Raw genomic sequence first — 15,172 nt, 5'->3', positions numbered from 1 at the left:
CGCACGCAAAACCAAGCCGGAGCCTGCTCCGGCTTTTTTCATGCCCTATTCATTTACAAAAAGACAGACTATTGCGCCAATTGGCAAAATAATTTGCACAAAACACCCCACCATCGCAGAATGCATACAATCTCCCACCGAGAAGCACGATGACGCACTCCATCCCTACCCGCCTGGCCGCACTACGCCGCCACATGCAACAGCAAGGCATCGCCGCCTGCCTGATTCCGTCCTCCGATCCGCACCTGTCCGAGTACCTGCCGTCCTACTGGCAGGGCCGGCGCTGGCTGTCCGGCTTTCACGGCTCGGTCGGCACCCTGATCGTCACCGCCGATTTTGCCGGCCTGTGGGCCGACAGCCGCTACTGGGTGCAGGCGGAACAGGAGCTGGCCGGCAGCGGCATCGCGCTGATGAAGATCCAGACCGTGGCGCAGCCGCTGCATCTGGACTGGCTTGCGGCCAACCTTGGCGCCGGCGACGTGCTGGCAGTGGATGGCGACGTGCTCGGCCTGGCCAGCGCCCGCGCGCTGCAGGACAAGCTCCTCGCTGCCGGCATCACGCTGCGCAGCGACCTCGACCTGCTGCAGGCGGTGTGGCCGGAGCGCCCGCCGCTGCCGAGCCAGCTGGTATACGAACACCTGCCGCCCTACGCCGCCACTCCCCGCGCCGACAAGCTGGCCGCGGTGCGCCACGCGATGCAGCAGCATGGCGCCAGCCATCATTTCATCTCCACGCTGGACGATATCGCCTGGCTGTTGAACCTGCGCGGCAGCGACGTCAACTACAATCCGGTGTTCATCAGCCACCTGCTGCTGAACGGCTGCGGCGGCACCCTGTTCGTCGGTGACGGCAAGGTCGACGCCGCGCTGGCGCAAAGGTTGGCCGCAGACGGCATCGCCGTCGCCGGCTACGAGCAGGCCAAGGCCGCGCTGACGGCGCTGCCGGCAGACAGCCGCCTGCTGCTGGACCCGCGCCGCGTCACCCTCGGCCTGCGCGCCGCGGTCGCGGCCAACGTTGCCATGCTCGAGACCATCAACCCCAGCACCCTGCTCAAGTCGCGCAAGAGCGAGGCCGAGGCGCAGCACGTGCGCGACACCATGGTGCAGGACGGGGTGGCGCTGGCCGAGTTCTTTGCCTGGTTCGAGGGCGCAATCAACCGCGAAGCCATCACCGAGCTGACCATCGACCAGCAGATCACCGCCGCGCGCGCGCGCCGCCCCGGCTTCGTGTCGCCCAGCTTCGCCACCATCGCCGGTTTCAACGCCAACGGCGCGCTGCCGCACTACCGCGCCACCGAGGCGCACCACGCCGCGATCGAGGGCGACGGCCTGCTGCTGATCGACTCCGGCGGCCAGTACCTGGGCGGCACCACCGACATCACCCGCGTGGTGGCGGTGGGCCAGCCCAGCGCCGAACAGAAACGCGACTTCACGCTGGTGCTGAAGGGCATGATCGCGCTGTCGCGCGCGCAGTTTCCGCAGGGCACGCTGTCGCCGATGCTGGACGCGCTGGCACGGGCGCCGATCTGGCAGCACGGCATCGACTTCGGCCACGGCGTCGGTCACGGCGTCGGTTATTTCCTCAATGTGCACGAAGGCCCGCAGAGCATCTCGCGCTCGCAGCCGGAAGCGACCATGGCGATGCTGCCCGGCATGATCACCTCCAACGAGCCGGGCATCTACCGCCCTGGGCAGTGGGGGGTGCGCATCGAGAACCTGCTGCTGAACGTGGCCGCTGCCAGCAACGAGTTCGGCGACTTCCTCTGCTTCGAAACGCTGACCCTGTGCCCGATCGACCTGCGCTGCATCGAACGCGCGCTGCTGAATCAGGAAGAAATCGACTGGCTCAACGACTACCACCACCGCGTGCGCGAACAGCTGGCACCACAGCTGGACGGCGCGGCACTGGCCTGGCTGCAGCAGCACACCCACGCGCTGTAACAGCAGCAGCCCCCCTGCCGTACAAGGTTGGCCGCAACACTGCGGCCAACCTTGTTTCCGGCACAAGCCGTAGCGCCATCCCCGGCACCGGCTGTAGTAAACTGGCGCTCCAGCCCGTCAGGATATTCATATGCGATACCCCCTCCTTGTGCTGCTCCTGCTGCTGGCCGGCTGCAGCCAGCTGAGCCGCGCGCTGGCGATCTACACCGAAGACTGGCCGCCGCTCAGCTTCCGCAACAGCCAGGATGGTGCCGCCGGCATGGCGGTGGAAGTGGTGCAGGCGCTGCAAAAGCGCACCGGCAACCGCAGCGTCATCCAGGTGCAGCCGTGGGCGCGCGCCTATCACCACCTGCTGAGCGAACCGGACGTGCTGCTGTTCACCGTGGGCCGCAATGCCGAGCGCGAAGGCAAGATGACGCTGCTGGGGCCGGTGGCGATCTCCAGCACCGACGTGTTTGCGCTGCGCGAACAGGCGCAGCAGCTGCGTGACATGGGCGACGTCAGGCGGCGGCTGCCGACCGCAGCCTATCGCGGCAGCATTTTCGAGAGCACTGCGCGGGCGCACGGCTACAACGTCACCGCCACCACCGACCCGCAGCATTCGGCCAAGATGCTGCTGGCCGGCCGCGTGCGCCTGTGGGCGGAGGGAAATATCGTGGTGCCGCAGGTGCTGCAGCGGCTGGGGGTGGCCGACAGCGCGGTGGAGCGCATCGCCACGCTGGAATCGCTGGCGCTGTACCTCGCCTTCTCCAGGGGCACATCGCGGCAGCAGGTGCTGGCATGGGAGCAGGCGCTGCGCGACATGAAACGTGACGGCAGCTTCCAGGCCATCCACAAGCGCTGGTTCCCGCTCAGCGCGCCGCCGCTGGAGGTGCTGCGCGTCGGGCTGGAACCGTAGGCCCGGCCACGCAACGGCCATGAAAAAACCCCGCGGTCAGACCGCGGGGTTTTTTGTGGCGATGCCGGCCGGCGTGATCAGGCCTTGACCACCTTGGCAATCGCTTCGGCGACGTAGCCGATGTTCTTGCTGTTCAGTGCCGCCAGGCAGATACGGCCGGTGGAGACGGCGTAGATGCCGAACTCTTCCTTCAGGCGCTCGACCTGGGCCACGGTCAGGCCGGTGTAGGAGAACATGCCGCGCTGCTTGATCACGAAGCTGAAGTCCTGCTCCACGCCCTGGGCCTGGATCGCTTCCACCAGTGCCACGCGCATGGCGCGGATGCGCTCGCGCATGCCGGCCAGTTCGTCTTCCCACTGCTGGCGCAGTTCCGGGCTGGACAGCACCGCCGCCACTACCGCACCACCGTGGATCGGCGGATTGGAGTAGTTGGTACGGATCACGCGCTTCAGCTGCGACAGCACGCGGGCCGACTCTTCCTTGCTGTCGGTCACGATCGACAGTGCGCCGACGCGTTCGCCGTACAGCGAGAAGCTCTTGGAGAAGGAGCTGGACACGAAGAACTGCAGACCGGAGGCGGAGAACAGGCGTACCGCGACCGCATCAGGCTCGATGCCGTCGGCAAAGCCCTGGTAGGCCATGTCGAGGAATGGCACCAGGCCGCGGCTGCGGCAGGCTTCCACCACTTCCGCCCATTGGGCGTCGGACATGTCGGCGCCGGTCGGGTTGTGGCAGCAGGCATGCAGCACGATCACGGAACCGGCGTCCAGACCCAGCAGGAAGGCCTTCATCGCCTCGAAGTTCACGCCACGGGTGGCGGCATCGTAGTACGGATAGTTTTCCACGATAAAGCCGGCGGATTCGAACAGCGCGCGGTGGTTTTCCCACGACGGGTCGCTGATGTAGACCTTGGCATCGGCATTGAGGCGCTTGAGGAAGTCGGCACCAATCTTCAGCGCACCGGTACCACCCAGCGCTTCGGCGGTTACCACGCGGCCGGCGACGGTCAGCGCGCTGTCGGCGCCAAACAGCAGGTTCTGTACCGCGGAGGTATACGTGGCCGGGCCTTCGATCGGCTGGTAGCCGCGCGGCGGCATCGCTTCCAGGCGCACCTTTTCTGCGGCCTTCACGGCGGCCAGCAGCGGGATCTTGCCGTTGTCGTCGTAATAAACGCCGACACCCAGGTTGACTTTCGTCGGACGGGTATCGGCGTTGAAGGCTTCGTTCAGGCCAAGAATCGGGTCGCGCGGCGCCATTTCCACGGCGGCGAAGATCGAAGAGGACATGCGGGGCTCCAAAGTGTTGAATTGCTTGCTGCCGGCGGTGTACGGGTAGCCACCGGCCGGCAGACAGGGTGACAAAATCCGGATGCAGAAGTCTATCACGAGGCATCGCGCCGCGCTGCGGCAAGCAGCTTGACGTTTGTGCGGCAGGCTTGCGCCGATACGCGCCACGGCGGCACATCCTGCCATGATGGCGGCGATGCCGGCCGGCCGCGCGCAGCCGATAGCCACAGCGGGGCAGCATTGTGTCAATTCCGCCCGGTCGGAGCTATGCCAGCCGGCGCGGCGACCATTGCGGCCAACCTTGCGCGGCGGCACCCTGCCCGCTGCGGCCGGCGGCGGACGCGTGCTACCATCGCGCCTTTCCCTGTCCGGCACCGACCCTCATGCACATCGTACGCTTTGCCGCCTGCCAGCCCAGCCCGTGGAAGAACGGCGGCGGCATCACCCGCCAGCTGCTGATCCGCCCCGCTGCGGCCAACCTTGACGACTTTGCGCTGCGCGTCAGCGTCGCCGATGTCGACAGCGACGGCCCGTTCTCGCGCTTTGACGGCATCGACCGCTCCCTGACGCTGCTGGAAGGCGGCGGCCTGCAATTGCAGCGCGACGGTGCGCCACTGGCCACGCTGCAAGCGGACAGCCCGCTGCTGCATTTTGCCGGCGAATGGCCTATCAGCAGCCTGCGCCTGGCCGGCAAGGTGCGCGATTTCAACATCATGACCCGTCGCAGCCAGTGCCACCACCGTGCCGAACGGCTGTCACTCGACGGCAGCCTGACACTGGCGCACGACGGCCCGCTGCTGCTGTTCGTGGCACAGGGGGACGCGGTGACGGTGAGTAGCGACGGGGCCAGCGACACGCTGCAGCAGTTCGACCTGCTGTGGCTGGAGCATGCCGGCACGCTGCAACTGCACAGCGACAGCGCCTGCCAGCTGTTGCTGGCGCATGTCGTGTTTGCTGGCCAGAGGAGCGACGGCGATGCCTGACGACATTGCCTCGCCCTGCGTCAAGCAATGCCAGCTCGATGCCAGCGGCCGCTACTGCACCGGCTGCCTGCGCACGCTGGCAGAGATCAGCGGCTGGGCTTCGGCCAGCAACGCACAGAAACAGGCGGCCTTGCAGCGCATCGCCAGCCTGCGCCAGCCCTTGCCGCTGCGCGAGCTGAACTGCCGCCGTTGCGGCCAGGCCTTCCAGTGCGGCCGCGGCGGCGACAACGGTGGCTGCTGGTGCATGGCGCTGCCGCCGCTGGCCAGCGCCGACGGCGGCGGCGACTGCCTGTGCCCAGCCTGCCTGCAGCAGTTGGCCGCCACGCGCTAACCGCTTAACGCCACTAACAAAACCCCTGATCCTGCGTTGCGCCTCCTTGCCGTACGACTTGTACTGTCTGCGTCGGCGCGCCTTGGCTCAGGTGCTCTGCTAGGTTTTGTTAGCAGCGCTTACTTCAGCATGTCGTAGGCCAGCTTCAGGATCAGCACGCTGACCAGCAGCAGGAACAGGATGCGCACGAAGCCGGCGCCCTTGCGCATCGCGATGTGCGAGCCGACCATGGCGCCGGCGACATTGCACACCGCCATCGGCAGCGCGTAGCCGAACAGCACGTTGCCGGTCGGGATGAAGAAGCTCAGCGCCGCAATATTGGTCGACAGGTTGACCACCTTGGCCGAGGCCGAGGCGTGCAGGAAGTCGAACGCGAAAAAGCGCACGAACAGGAACATCAGGAAGCTGCCGGTACCCGGCCCGAACAGGCCGTCGTAAAAGCCGATGGCGGCGCCGATCAGCACACCGACCACCAGCTCGCGGCGGCCGATCGCCACCGGCGCGTGCACCGCACCGAGGGTCTTCTTGCGGAAGGTGTACACCGCCATCACGATCAGCAGCACCAGCACCAGCGGCCGCATCACCGAAGCCGGGATCAGGCTCACCGCCGCCGCACCGGCAAACGACATCACGAACGCCGCCGCCGCCGCCGGCAGCACCAGCCGCCACGGAATGGTGACCTGGCGCAGGTAGGAACGGGCCGCCGACAGCGTGCCCATCGCCGAGGCCATCTTGTTGGTCCCGAACAGCGCCGGCACCGAGACATTCGGCAACGCATTGAACAGCGCCGGGATCTGGATCAGGCCGCCACCACCGACAGCGGCGTCGATCAGGCCGGCAAGAAACGCAAACGCGCACAAAAACGACAAAGTCAACATCAATAGCATTCCGGACGAGGCAAGCCGCGCATTGTACGCCTTGCTGCTGGCGCCGCAACAGAACAGCCTGTTCCGCTGCTGCCGCAGCGCTGTAGTGCTTCGCTTACAACGCCCGCTATCGCAGAATGGACGGCAAGCCTTCACTCACCACCCGACCTCTCCGGTAGCACGCCATGGACACCACGCAACTGGGCTATCTCGCCGCCCTGCTCACCACCGGCAGCTTCTTGCCGCAAGTGCTGCATACCCTGCGCACCCGCGACACGCGCAGCATTTCGCTGTCGATGTACCTGATGTTCGTGTGCGGCACCGGCACCTGGCTGCTGTACGGCCTCTCCATCGCGGCACTGCCGGTGGTGCTCGCCAACGCGCTGACGCTGCTGCTGTCGTCGGTGATCCTGGTCATGAAGCTGCGCGAGGTAGTGCGCACGCGCACAGCAAAAAGCGCGCCGTAGCGCGCCTTGTCGTCACCGTGCGGCCAAGCTTTAGCGCCGCACCGCCAGCAACGGCTCCAACAGGCCGCTGAGTCCCATCCAGATGATCTGCACCCCCAGACACAGCAGGATGAAGGCGGTCAGGCGCAGGAACACCACCGAGCCGGTCTGCCCCAGATAGCGGAACAGCTTGTCGGCATTGCGCAGGCACACCCAGATCGCGAGACAAATGGTGGCTACCGCCGCCAGGCTGGCCACCGGCGCGATGGTGTAGCGCGCCAGCGCGGAACCGGTGCCGGTCAGCGAGGCGCCGATGGTGATCGCCACCGAAATCGAGCCCGGCCCCACCGTCAGCGGGAAGGTCAGCGGATAGAACGCACGCTGCTTCAGTGCCTCGCGGTGCTCGCCCTGCGCCAGCTGCGGCGATGCCTCCGCCGGCGCGTCGTTGAGCATGCGCCAGGCGGCGATGGTGATCAGCAGGCCGCCGGACACCTGCACCACCGGCAGCGACACGCCGAAGAATTCCAGCACCACGCCACCGATATACATGCTGCCCAAGAGCAGCAAGAAGCAGTAGATCGCGATCCGCCGCGCCAGGAACGCGCGCTGCGCATTGCTGTTGTGCGAGGTCAGCGAGATGAAAAACGGCACCAGACCGGGCGGGTTGATGATGGGCAGCAGCGCCGCCAGCACGAACAGGTATTTGCTCACAAACAGGGACAACATCGGGGTCATGGCCGGAAAACTCGCAGGGTGGGGGTACAGTCGCCGGATTCTAGCATTGCTTGCCCACCGCCATGCCAGCGGCGTGCATGGCCACGCGATCAGCGCGGCACAAATAGCGGTTTGCACGTAAAATCAGCGCATGAACGACCTGTTTGCCAAAGAACCCCACAAGCCGCTGGCCGAAGCGCTGCGGCCAAGCTCGCTCGACGACGTCATCGGCCAGCAACACCTGATAGGCGCCGGCAAGCCGCTGCGCATGGCGATCGAGGCGCAAGTGCCGCACTCGATGATCCTGTGGGGGCCGCCCGGCGTCGGCAAGACCACGCTGGCGCGCATCCTCGCCGGCGCCTTCGACGCCGACTTCATCCCGCTGTCGGCGGTGCTGTCCGGCGTCAAGGACATCCGCGAGGCGGTGGAACGCGCCCATGCCACGCTGCAGCGCAGCGGCCGCCGCACCATCCTGTTTGTCGACGAGGTGCACCGCTTCAACAAGAGCCAGCAGGACGCCTTCCTGCCGTTTGTCGAATCCGGGCTGCTGACCTTCATCGGCGCCACCACCGAAAACCCGTCCTTCGAGGTCAACGCCGCGCTGCTGTCGCGGGCGCAGGTGTACGTACTGCAATCGTTGAGCCGGGACGAGCTGCTGGCGCTGTTCCGTCGCGCCGCGGCGCAGGGCGCACTGGATGGACTGCAGTTTGACGATGATGCCCGCGATGCACTGGCCGGCTACGCCGACGGTGACGCGCGCCGCTTCCTCAACCTGCTGGAACAGACCCGCACCGCGGCACTGGCACGCAAGGTTGGCCGCATCGACAGCGCCTTTCTCGGCGAGGTGCTCAGCGTCAACGCGCGCCGCTTCGACAAGGGTGGCGACGCCTTCTACGACCAGATCTCCGCGCTGCACAAATCGGTGCGTGGCTCCAACCCCGACGCCGCACTGTACTGGCTCTCCCGGATGCTGGACGGCGGCGCCGACCCGCGCTACCTGGCGCGGCGCATCGTGCGCATGGCGTGGGAAGATATCGGCCTCGCCGACCCGCGCGCGATGCAGATCGCCAACGATGCCGCCCTCACCTACGAGCGGCTGGGCAGCCCGGAAGGCGAGCTGGCGCTGGGGCAGGCGGTGATCTACCTCGCCATCGCCGCCAAGAGCAACGCCGGCTACAAGGCCTACAACGCGGCGCGCGCCTTCGTGGCGCAGGACCAGTCGCGGCCGGTGCCGGTGCACTTGCGCAATGCGCCGACCAAGCTGATGAAGGAGCTGGGCTACGGCCACGACTACCGCTACGCCCACGACGAGCCACACGCCTACGCCGCCGGCGAAACCTATATGCCGGAGGGTCTGGAAGACGTGCACTGGTATGAGCCGGTGCCACGCGGACTGGAAAGCAAGATCGCCGACAAGCTGGCCTTCCTGCGCCAGCTCGACGAAGACGCCAAATAGCCCGGCAGAAAGCGATGCCGTCGCCGGCGGCCTGCCGGGCAAGCCGTAACTCGCCAGCCGCGGCCGGCAAGATCGCCAGAGCCAGTGAAAAGCGCCGTGTTTCAACACTGAAACACGGCGCTTTGCTGTCTGGCTGTCCAAAACCGGACGGTAGCCGTTAACGGTTTATGGCAAGCGCAGCTGCCAGACCCCGTCACCGTTCTTCGACAGCAACACCCGCTCGCTGCCGCCGCCGACACGAATGCGGCAGCTGAAGGTGTCCGGCTGCTGCGCCAGCGCGGTGCAGTCCTGCTTGGCGTAGCCTTGCTGCTGGCTGGCCAGCAACGGCGAGTAATCCAGCAAGGCCTGCCAGATGTCGTCCGCCGACGGCTCCGCCGGGCCGAACAGGCGGCCCAGCCACGCCTTCAGGCCGGTACTGGCCTGCTCGCCGGCCCGCTCAATGCCTTCCTTGGCCAGTGCCTGCATGAAGACCGCCACCTCCAGCGCCTGACGCTCGCCATCGTCGGCCACCTGCCAGCGGCCATCCTTGCGCAGCAGCATGATGCGCGCCTCGCCCTTGCCCGCCTCGCCAAACAGCTCGCGGCGGATGGCCGGCGTCAGCCACGCCACCGGCTGACGCGGCTGGAAGTCGTAGCGCACCTGCGACACCAGCAGCTCGCCCATCGCCTGTGGCGGCGACCACTGCGTCACCGCCACCGCCTCGATGCCGCTGCCGACACACAGGCGGCCGTCCACCACTGCTGTCCGCGCCAGATCGGTCTGCTGGTATTCCAGCTGCTCACCGAAAAAGCCGTTGCTGATCTTTTGCGGCGCGGCATACAGGCCGGCCTTGACCAGTTCGCCGAGCCAGGCGTTGCTCGCCTGGTCGAACGGACTGGTCACCAGCGACTGCTTGCCATAAGGCAGATTGCGCAGACACACCTTGCGCCGGTAATCGGCATCGTGCTGGGCCAGATGCTGGTTGATCGCCGCCATGAACACTTCCCGGGACGGTTCTTGCGGCTGCAACCAGTACCAAGCCGCCGCGGCCAGCAGCAGCAACAGCGCGACCCCGCCACCCAGCCATGGCCACGGCAGGCGGCGGGCCGGCAACGCCGGGGTTAGCGGCGCGTCGAGCTCGGTCGCCGCGCTAGCGGACGGCTTCGCCTCCGGCGCTGGCGCCGCCGCTCTTGGCTTCAGCGGCTTGCCGCAGGCGTCGCAAAAACGGGCGTCGGCTTCGTTGACCGTGCCGCACTGGGTGCAAAAGCGGCTCATCAGTCGTCCTTTACCGGTTTGCCGCACTCGCCGCAGAAGCGGTCGTCGGCGTCTTCCAACAGCGCCTTGCAGTGCGGGCAATGCGGCAGCGCCATGGCAGTGTTGGCGGCGGCAACCGGTGCCGGTGTCGCCAGCTGCTGTTTTTGCTCCTCGATCTTCTGCTTGATCTGCTGCGTCTTCTGCTCCAGCTGTTGCTGGCGACGCGCCAGTTCCTGCTCGGTGGCGCTGACATCCAGCCCGTCAATCGACGACAGGTAGATCTGGCAGCAGCCCTGCAGCGCAATCAACCCCGGAACGATCATCGCCGCAGCCAGCAGCAGCGACGAACCCAGTCCGCCGGCGATGACATAGCCACCGCCCTCCCCCATGCCGCCCATTGCCATCATCGCCATCGACTGCATGCCGAGGCCACCGATGCCGCCCAGAATGCCGGCCGACATGCTCATCACCATGCCCAGCCCGGAAAACACGATACCGCCGATGATGCCGGCCGACACCAGCACCACCAGCGCCAGCACCAGCTCCTTCACCACCACCGACACCAGACGCTGGCGCGCGATCGCCAGCAGATTGACCAGCGTTTCCCGCACCGAGGCACCGCTCCACACTGCCGACGCCGCCAGCGGGTAGAACACGTAGGCCAGCGCGAAAAAGGCAAAGCCCAGCAGCAAGGCGCTCAGCGGCAGCACAAAGGTGAACAGCAGCGGCCCCAGCAGCGGAATCTTGCACAGCAGCAGCACGATGGCGACCAGCAAGAGCAGCAACAGCATGCCACCCAGCGCCACCAGCCCGACCAGCAGCAGGCGGTGGCTGCTGAACAGCGACGCCATCACCGCCGCCGCCATCTGGCGCGACTGTCCGCTGCGACTGGCATCCATCAGCATGATGCCGACCGCATTGACGCCATAAAACGCCACCAGCCACGACAGCAGCGCCCCCAGGAACAGGCCGAAACTGCTTTGGGTCAGGGCCAGCACGCCAAACACCAGCGCCGCCCCCAACAGGCTGGCCGCAAACAGCGCCAGTGCCCGCCAGTTGCCCAGTGCCTCGGTAGCATCCAGCAGCGAGCCGGTATTTTTAAGTTGCTGCGACATTTTCATCAGGATCATTCTCCAGTTATGGCAGTGAGCGGCTTATTGCAGGCCCAGTTGTCGTTTCAGTTCTTCTTTCTTGCGCCGGATTTCATCATGCTGGCTGCTGGCTTTCGCCTCGTTCTTCGGTGCGATCTTGGCGACCGGTGCCACCACTGCCGGTTTGGTCGCCGGCTTGATCTCCGGCATCGGCTGGGGCACCGCCAGTTCATCGTTCGCCAGCGCCGGCGCGGGGATCGGCTCTGACGCCGGGCTCTGTACCGGCGGGGCCGCGACGACCGGCGTCACCACCGGCGCCACCACCGCGGCGGCACTGCTGCCGGCCGGCAGGGCAGTCTGCTCCTGCAACGGGCCGGTGCCTGGTTGCAAGGCAATCGCGGCCGGCTCCGATGCGGCTGCTGTCGCCGCTGCCGGCTGACCAGCGCTACTGAACACGCCGCTCAGCATCACCGCGGCGGCGGCCATGCCCAGCAGCAGGGCGCCAAGCGCCCAGTGCCACCACGGCCGTGCCGCCGGCGCCACGGCCGTCGCAACGTTGGCCGCAACGGCGCTGGCGGGACTGGCCGCCTCCGCTACGACGCTTGATGTGGTCAGCAATGCGTCGTTGCGGCTGTTGGCGACGGGTGTCGGCGCGAACGTGGCCGCAGCCGGCGCGACACGGGATTCCGCTTCGGGCGTCTCTGGCAGGTTCGTGGGGGGTGCATCGGCCGGTGTCGCCGTTGTGACCGCGCCGGCAGCCAAGCTTGCCACTGCGCTGTCGATTGCCGCGAACACCTGCGCCGTTCCCGCCGTTCCCGCCACTCCCGCTTCGACCCGCAGCGCCACCGCGCTGACATCCGCCGGGGATGGCGTATGCGCAGGCTGTGCGCCCACCGAACCGGCAGCCACCACAGCGGCAGGAATGCCTACAGGCGCAGGCTGCTCGCTGGCACTCGCTACCACCGCGACGGCAACCATGCTTTCCGCGGCCACCGCCATGGACGGTGACGTGACCGGTGCTTCGGGCGCAGCCGTTGCGACCAACACCGGCGCCGGCGCGCGCTGCGCGATGGCCTCGGTAACGACCACCGCCGTTTCCAGCGAAGACGACTCGTTGCTGGAAACCGGCACTGCGACAGACACCATTGGCGCGGCGACACGGTCCGGTGCTGGCTCAGCGGCAACGACCGCCGCCAGCGGCTCACGGCTGACAATGGTCGCAACGACCGCACGCTCTTTGTCCTGCACAATAAGCGCCGCTTCCGGCACGACCGCCTCCGTAGCAAGAGGTGCCGGCTCGGCACTGGTCAGCGCAGGCTGGCTGCCCTCCTCTTCCGTCAGTGATCCGGCCGCGTCGCGGACTGCAACGACAACAGGTTCAAGCTGCACGGCAGTCGCGACCGCTACGGTTGCGGCACTGGCTGGCGCATCGGCAACCGCCGCCTCAGTGGTGACCACTGTGGCGACAACTGGTGCCGCTGGTGGCACCTCTTGTGTGCTCTCTGTTGCGGCCAACATGGCACTGCCGCAGTGTTTGCAGAACTTGCGGCCGGCACGGTTTTCCTCGCCGCAGGCCGGGCAGGCACAACTGTCGCTGACCGGCATCGCCACTGGCGGCGCAGCCGGCACGGACTGCAGCGCGTGACCGCAATTCAGACAAAAACGCGCACTGTCGCGGTTGACGGCGTGGCAGGCGGGGCAATCAGCCATGAACATTCCTTACTTTGCAAAATGAAAACGGCACTCGCCGGCGAGTGCAGTGGCATTGAATTACTTGAACAGGCCCTTGCCGAAGCTGACCACGCTGTCGATCATGCCCTTGAACGGATCCTGCCCCAGGTTTTCCTGCCGCTCGCCGAGGATGATGATGTCGGTGCGGCGGTTCATCTGGCGACCGGCTTCGGTCGCGTTGTCCGCCAGCGGCCGGCTCATGCCGTAGCCCAGCGCCTTGATGCGCGTCTTGGGCACACCACGATCGACCAGCGCCTTCATCACCGACAAGGCGCGCAGCTCGGACAGGTCCTGGTTGAAGTCGCGGCCACCGACACTGTCGGTATGGCCCTCGATCAGGACATTGCTCCTGGTACGCGAGGTCAGCAGGCCGGCCACCTGATCGAGGAACGGCCGCGCCGAGGCCTTCACTTCGTACTGGCCAGAGTCGAACAGGATGGAATCGGAAGAGCGGATTTCGACCCCGCGCGCGGTCTGGCTGACAGACACTCCCTGATTCGCTTTCGGTAGCGCACAACCGGTCACCACCGCGGCCGCAAGGCACAAGGCCATAACATGAGCTCTGGACACGTTTTTCCCCTGACATTCAAAATCAATCATTAATATCCGTTACAAGTATTACATAACGTTTGCATGTTACTTTAATCTTTCCGGCATAAGCACTGCGCAATGGCCCTGCAATCCATGCTCTTAGCGGCAGTGTGGCCACTTTTCCGACCGCCAGCCACACGCCGGCGGCACGGCAAAACGGGACAACTGCCCCCTGCTGCCGGTAAACTTGCGGGGAAACTTTGTGCCGGCGGGCGCAACCGCGGCCGCGAGCGAGACCCGCCCGTGCCGTGTTGCCGGCCACACCCTACCCGAGACAGAAATACAGGACTGAAAACAATGCTGGATATTCAACTGCTGCGCAGCAATATCGATGAAGTGGCGGCCCGTCTGGCCAGCCGTGGCTACACCCTGGAAACCGACGCCTTCAACACGCTGGAGGCGGAACGCAAGTCCCTGCAAACCCGGATGCAGGAACTGCAATCGCAGCGCAACAGCAGCTCGAAACAGATCGGCATCGCCAAGAAAAACGGCGAAGACGTGTCCGCCATCATGGCGCAGGTCGCGTCGCTGGGTGACGAGCTGAAGGCCGCCGAAGAAGCCTTCGCCTCGGTACAGAACCGCATCGACAACTGGCTGCTGACCATCCCCAACCTGCCGCACGAATCGGTGCCGGCCGGTGCCGACGAAAGCGGCAACGTGGAAGCCCGCCGCTGGGGCACGCCGCGCGAGTTCGACTTCGAAGTCAAGGATCACGTCGATGTCGGCAGCCCGCTGGGCCTCGATTTCGAAACCGGTGCCAAACTGTCCGGCGCCCGCTTTACCGTGCTGCGCGGCCAGATCGCGCAGCTGCACCGCGCGCTGGCGCAGTTCATGCTGAACACCCACACTGACAAGCACGGCTACAGCGAGACCTACACCCCGTACATCGTCAACAGCGACGTGCTGTACGGCACCGGCCAGCTGCCAAAATTCGCCGAGGACATGTTCCGCGTCGAGCGTGGCGGCGAAGCGGCGGCCCAGCCGCAATACCTGATTTCCACCTCGGAAATCACCATGACCAATATGGTGCGCGATTCGGTGCTGAAGCACGACGAGCTGCCGCTGAAGTTCACCGCCCACTCGCCGTGCTTCCGCTCCGAAGCCGGCGCCTACGGCCGTGACACCCGCGGCCTGATCCGCCAGCACCAGTTCGACAAGGTGGAGATGGTGCAGATCGCGCATCCGGAACACTCCTTCGCCGCGCTGGAAGAAATGGTCGGCCACGCCGAGGTGATCCTGCAGGCGCTGGAACTGCCGTACCGCGTGGTGACGCTGTGCAGCGGCGACATGGGCTTCGGCTCGCACAAGACCTACGACCTGGAAGTGTGGCTGCCGGCGCAGAACACCTACCGCGAGATCAGCTCCTGCTCGAACATGGGCGACTTCCAGGCGCGCCGCATGATGGCGCGCTTCAAGGACGCCGACGGCAAGAACCGCTACGTGCACACCCTCAACGGTTCCGGCCTGGCGGTGGGCCGCACGCTGGTGGCGGTACTGGAGAACTACCAGAACGCCGACGGTTCGGTCACCATCCCGGCGGTACTGCGTCCGTACATGGGCGGCAAGGACAAGATCGGCGGCTGACCCCGCGCCAAGGTTGGCCGCA

The 15,172-nt window shown here is 66.3% G+C and carries 14 protein-coding genes; 7 read left to right on the top strand and 7 right to left on the bottom strand.

Features of this window, described 5'->3' with window-relative positions; all coding sequences use genetic code 11:
• Positions 1-149 precede the first annotated feature (149 nt).
• Both C8E02_RS12180 and C8E02_RS12175 read left to right on the top strand, forming a co-directional pair.
• Positions 150-1,940 (top strand): aminopeptidase P family protein, encoded by a 1,791-nt coding sequence (locus tag C8E02_RS12180; RefSeq protein ID WP_120811059.1) that lies wholly within the window; start codon positions 150-152, stop codon positions 1,938-1,940.
• 130 nt (positions 1,941-2,070) lie between these two features.
• Entirely contained in the window at positions 2,071-2,838 is a 768-nt protein-coding gene (locus tag C8E02_RS12175; RefSeq protein ID WP_120811057.1) for a substrate-binding periplasmic protein, read from the top strand.
• A 77-nt stretch (positions 2,839-2,915) separates the two neighbouring features.
• Here C8E02_RS12175 and C8E02_RS12170 read toward each other — a convergent pair whose 3' ends face one another.
• On the bottom strand, positions 2,916-4,112 hold the full coding sequence (locus tag C8E02_RS12170) for an amino acid aminotransferase (RefSeq protein ID WP_425451990.1): 1,197 nt from the start codon (positions 4,110-4,112) through the stop codon (positions 2,916-2,918).
• Positions 4,113-4,507: 395 nt separating this feature from the next.
• On the opposite strand from C8E02_RS12170, the gene C8E02_RS12165 reads away from it, so the two are divergent.
• Both C8E02_RS12165 and C8E02_RS12160 read left to right on the top strand, forming a co-directional pair.
• Complete coding sequence (locus tag C8E02_RS12165; protein WP_120811055.1) at positions 4,508-5,107, top strand: HutD/Ves family protein; 600 nt, start codon at positions 4,508-4,510, stop codon at positions 5,105-5,107.
• Positions 5,100-5,438 (top strand): cysteine-rich CWC family protein, encoded by a 339-nt coding sequence (locus C8E02_RS12160; RefSeq protein WP_245961142.1) that lies wholly within the window; start codon positions 5,100-5,102, stop codon positions 5,436-5,438. Before C8E02_RS12165 ends, C8E02_RS12160 begins: the two co-directional genes overlap by 8 nt.
• Before the next feature lie 119 nt (positions 5,439-5,557).
• On the opposite strand, the gene C8E02_RS12155 is transcribed toward C8E02_RS12160, so the two are convergent.
• The gene (locus C8E02_RS12155) at positions 5,558-6,316 is read right to left on the bottom strand and encodes a sulfite exporter TauE/SafE family protein (protein ID WP_120811051.1); all 759 of its coding nucleotides are present in this window, start codon (positions 6,314-6,316) and stop codon (positions 5,558-5,560) included.
• A gap of 173 nt (positions 6,317-6,489) precedes the next feature.
• On the opposite strand from C8E02_RS12155, the gene C8E02_RS12150 reads away from it, so the two are divergent.
• Positions 6,490-6,771: a SemiSWEET transporter gene (locus C8E02_RS12150; RefSeq protein ID WP_120811049.1), complete on the top strand. Its 282-nt coding sequence runs from the start codon at positions 6,490-6,492 to the stop codon at positions 6,769-6,771.
• 30 nt (positions 6,772-6,801) lie between these two features.
• Here the strand turns inward: C8E02_RS12150 and C8E02_RS12145 are convergent, their stop codons facing one another.
• Positions 6,802-7,476: a MarC family protein gene (locus C8E02_RS12145; protein ID WP_053068126.1), complete on the bottom strand. Its 675-nt coding sequence runs from the start codon at positions 7,474-7,476 to the stop codon at positions 6,802-6,804.
• A 139-nt stretch (positions 7,477-7,615) separates the two neighbouring features.
• On the opposite strand from C8E02_RS12145, the gene C8E02_RS12140 reads away from it, so the two are divergent.
• The gene (locus tag C8E02_RS12140) at positions 7,616-8,920 is read left to right on the top strand and encodes a replication-associated recombination protein A (protein WP_120811047.1); all 1,305 of its coding nucleotides are present in this window, start codon (positions 7,616-7,618) and stop codon (positions 8,918-8,920) included.
• 165 nt (positions 8,921-9,085) lie between these two features.
• On the opposite strand, the gene C8E02_RS17535 is transcribed toward C8E02_RS12140, so the two are convergent.
• From C8E02_RS17535 to C8E02_RS12120, 4 genes are read right to left on the bottom strand one after another with little or no spacing between them, the layout of a single operon-like run.
• A complete protein-coding gene (locus tag C8E02_RS17535; RefSeq protein ID WP_211329241.1) occupies positions 9,086-10,174 on the bottom strand; it encodes a zinc ribbon domain-containing protein in 1,089 nt (362 codons plus the stop codon).
• Positions 10,174-11,283 carry a zinc ribbon domain-containing protein gene (locus C8E02_RS12130; protein WP_120811045.1) on the bottom strand — a complete coding sequence of 370 codons (1,110 nt, stop codon included), beginning with the start codon at positions 11,281-11,283 and terminating at the stop codon, positions 10,174-10,176. The genes C8E02_RS17535 and C8E02_RS12130 overlap by 1 nt, the downstream gene beginning before the upstream one ends.
• Positions 11,284-11,307: 24 nt before the next feature.
• On the bottom strand, positions 11,308-12,954 hold the full coding sequence (locus tag C8E02_RS12125; protein ID WP_170152159.1) for a zinc ribbon domain-containing protein: 1,647 nt from the start codon (positions 12,952-12,954) through the stop codon (positions 11,308-11,310).
• A gap of 60 nt (positions 12,955-13,014) precedes the next feature.
• The gene (locus C8E02_RS12120; RefSeq protein WP_170152158.1) at positions 13,015-13,464 is read right to left on the bottom strand and encodes an OmpA family protein; all 450 of its coding nucleotides are present in this window, start codon (positions 13,462-13,464) and stop codon (positions 13,015-13,017) included.
• A 399-nt stretch (positions 13,465-13,863) separates the two neighbouring features.
• Between C8E02_RS12120 and serS the strand changes: the two genes are divergently transcribed.
• Positions 13,864-15,150: a serine--tRNA ligase gene (gene serS, locus C8E02_RS12115; RefSeq protein WP_120811039.1), complete on the top strand. Its 1,287-nt coding sequence runs from the start codon at positions 13,864-13,866 to the stop codon at positions 15,148-15,150.
• Positions 15,151-15,172: the final 22 nt, after the last annotated feature.

The organism is Vogesella indigofera (genome assembly GCF_003633895.1).
GTDB lineage: Bacteria > Pseudomonadota > Gammaproteobacteria > Burkholderiales > Chromobacteriaceae > Vogesella > Vogesella indigofera.
Note: the sequence above shows the minus strand (reverse complement) of the source record. Positions and strands in the feature narration are given on the sequence as shown.

Excerpts from the sequence above, each read along its gene's own strand:
- C8E02_RS17535 (WP_211329241.1), bottom strand. The coding sequence starts at position 10,174 with ATGAGCCGCTTTTGCACCCAGTGCGGCACGGTCAACGAAGCCGACGCC.
- C8E02_RS12155 (WP_120811051.1), bottom strand. The coding sequence starts at position 6,316 with ATGTTGACTTTGTCGTTTTTGTGCGCGTTTGCGTTTCTTGCCGGCCTG.
- C8E02_RS12140 (WP_120811047.1), top strand. The coding sequence starts at position 7,616 with ATGAACGACCTGTTTGCCAAAGAACCCCACAAGCCGCTGGCCGAAGCG.
- serS (WP_120811039.1), top strand. The coding sequence starts at position 13,864 with ATGCTGGATATTCAACTGCTGCGCAGCAATATCGATGAAGTGGCGGCC.
- C8E02_RS12125 (WP_170152159.1), bottom strand. The coding sequence starts at position 12,954 with ATGGCTGATTGCCCCGCCTGCCACGCCGTCAACCGCGACAGTGCGCGT.
- C8E02_RS12180 (WP_120811059.1), top strand. The coding sequence starts at position 150 with ATGACGCACTCCATCCCTACCCGCCTGGCCGCACTACGCCGCCACATG.
- C8E02_RS12175 (WP_120811057.1), top strand. The coding sequence starts at position 2,071 with ATGCGATACCCCCTCCTTGTGCTGCTCCTGCTGCTGGCCGGCTGCAGC.
- C8E02_RS12160 (WP_245961142.1), top strand. The coding sequence starts at position 5,100 with ATGCCTGACGACATTGCCTCGCCCTGCGTCAAGCAATGCCAGCTCGAT.
- C8E02_RS12165 (WP_120811055.1), top strand. The coding sequence starts at position 4,508 with ATGCACATCGTACGCTTTGCCGCCTGCCAGCCCAGCCCGTGGAAGAAC.
- C8E02_RS12150 (WP_120811049.1), top strand. The coding sequence starts at position 6,490 with ATGGACACCACGCAACTGGGCTATCTCGCCGCCCTGCTCACCACCGGC.
- C8E02_RS12145 (WP_053068126.1), bottom strand. The coding sequence starts at position 7,476 with ATGTTGTCCCTGTTTGTGAGCAAATACCTGTTCGTGCTGGCGGCGCTG.
- C8E02_RS12130 (WP_120811045.1), bottom strand. The coding sequence starts at position 11,283 with ATGATCCTGATGAAAATGTCGCAGCAACTTAAAAATACCGGCTCGCTG.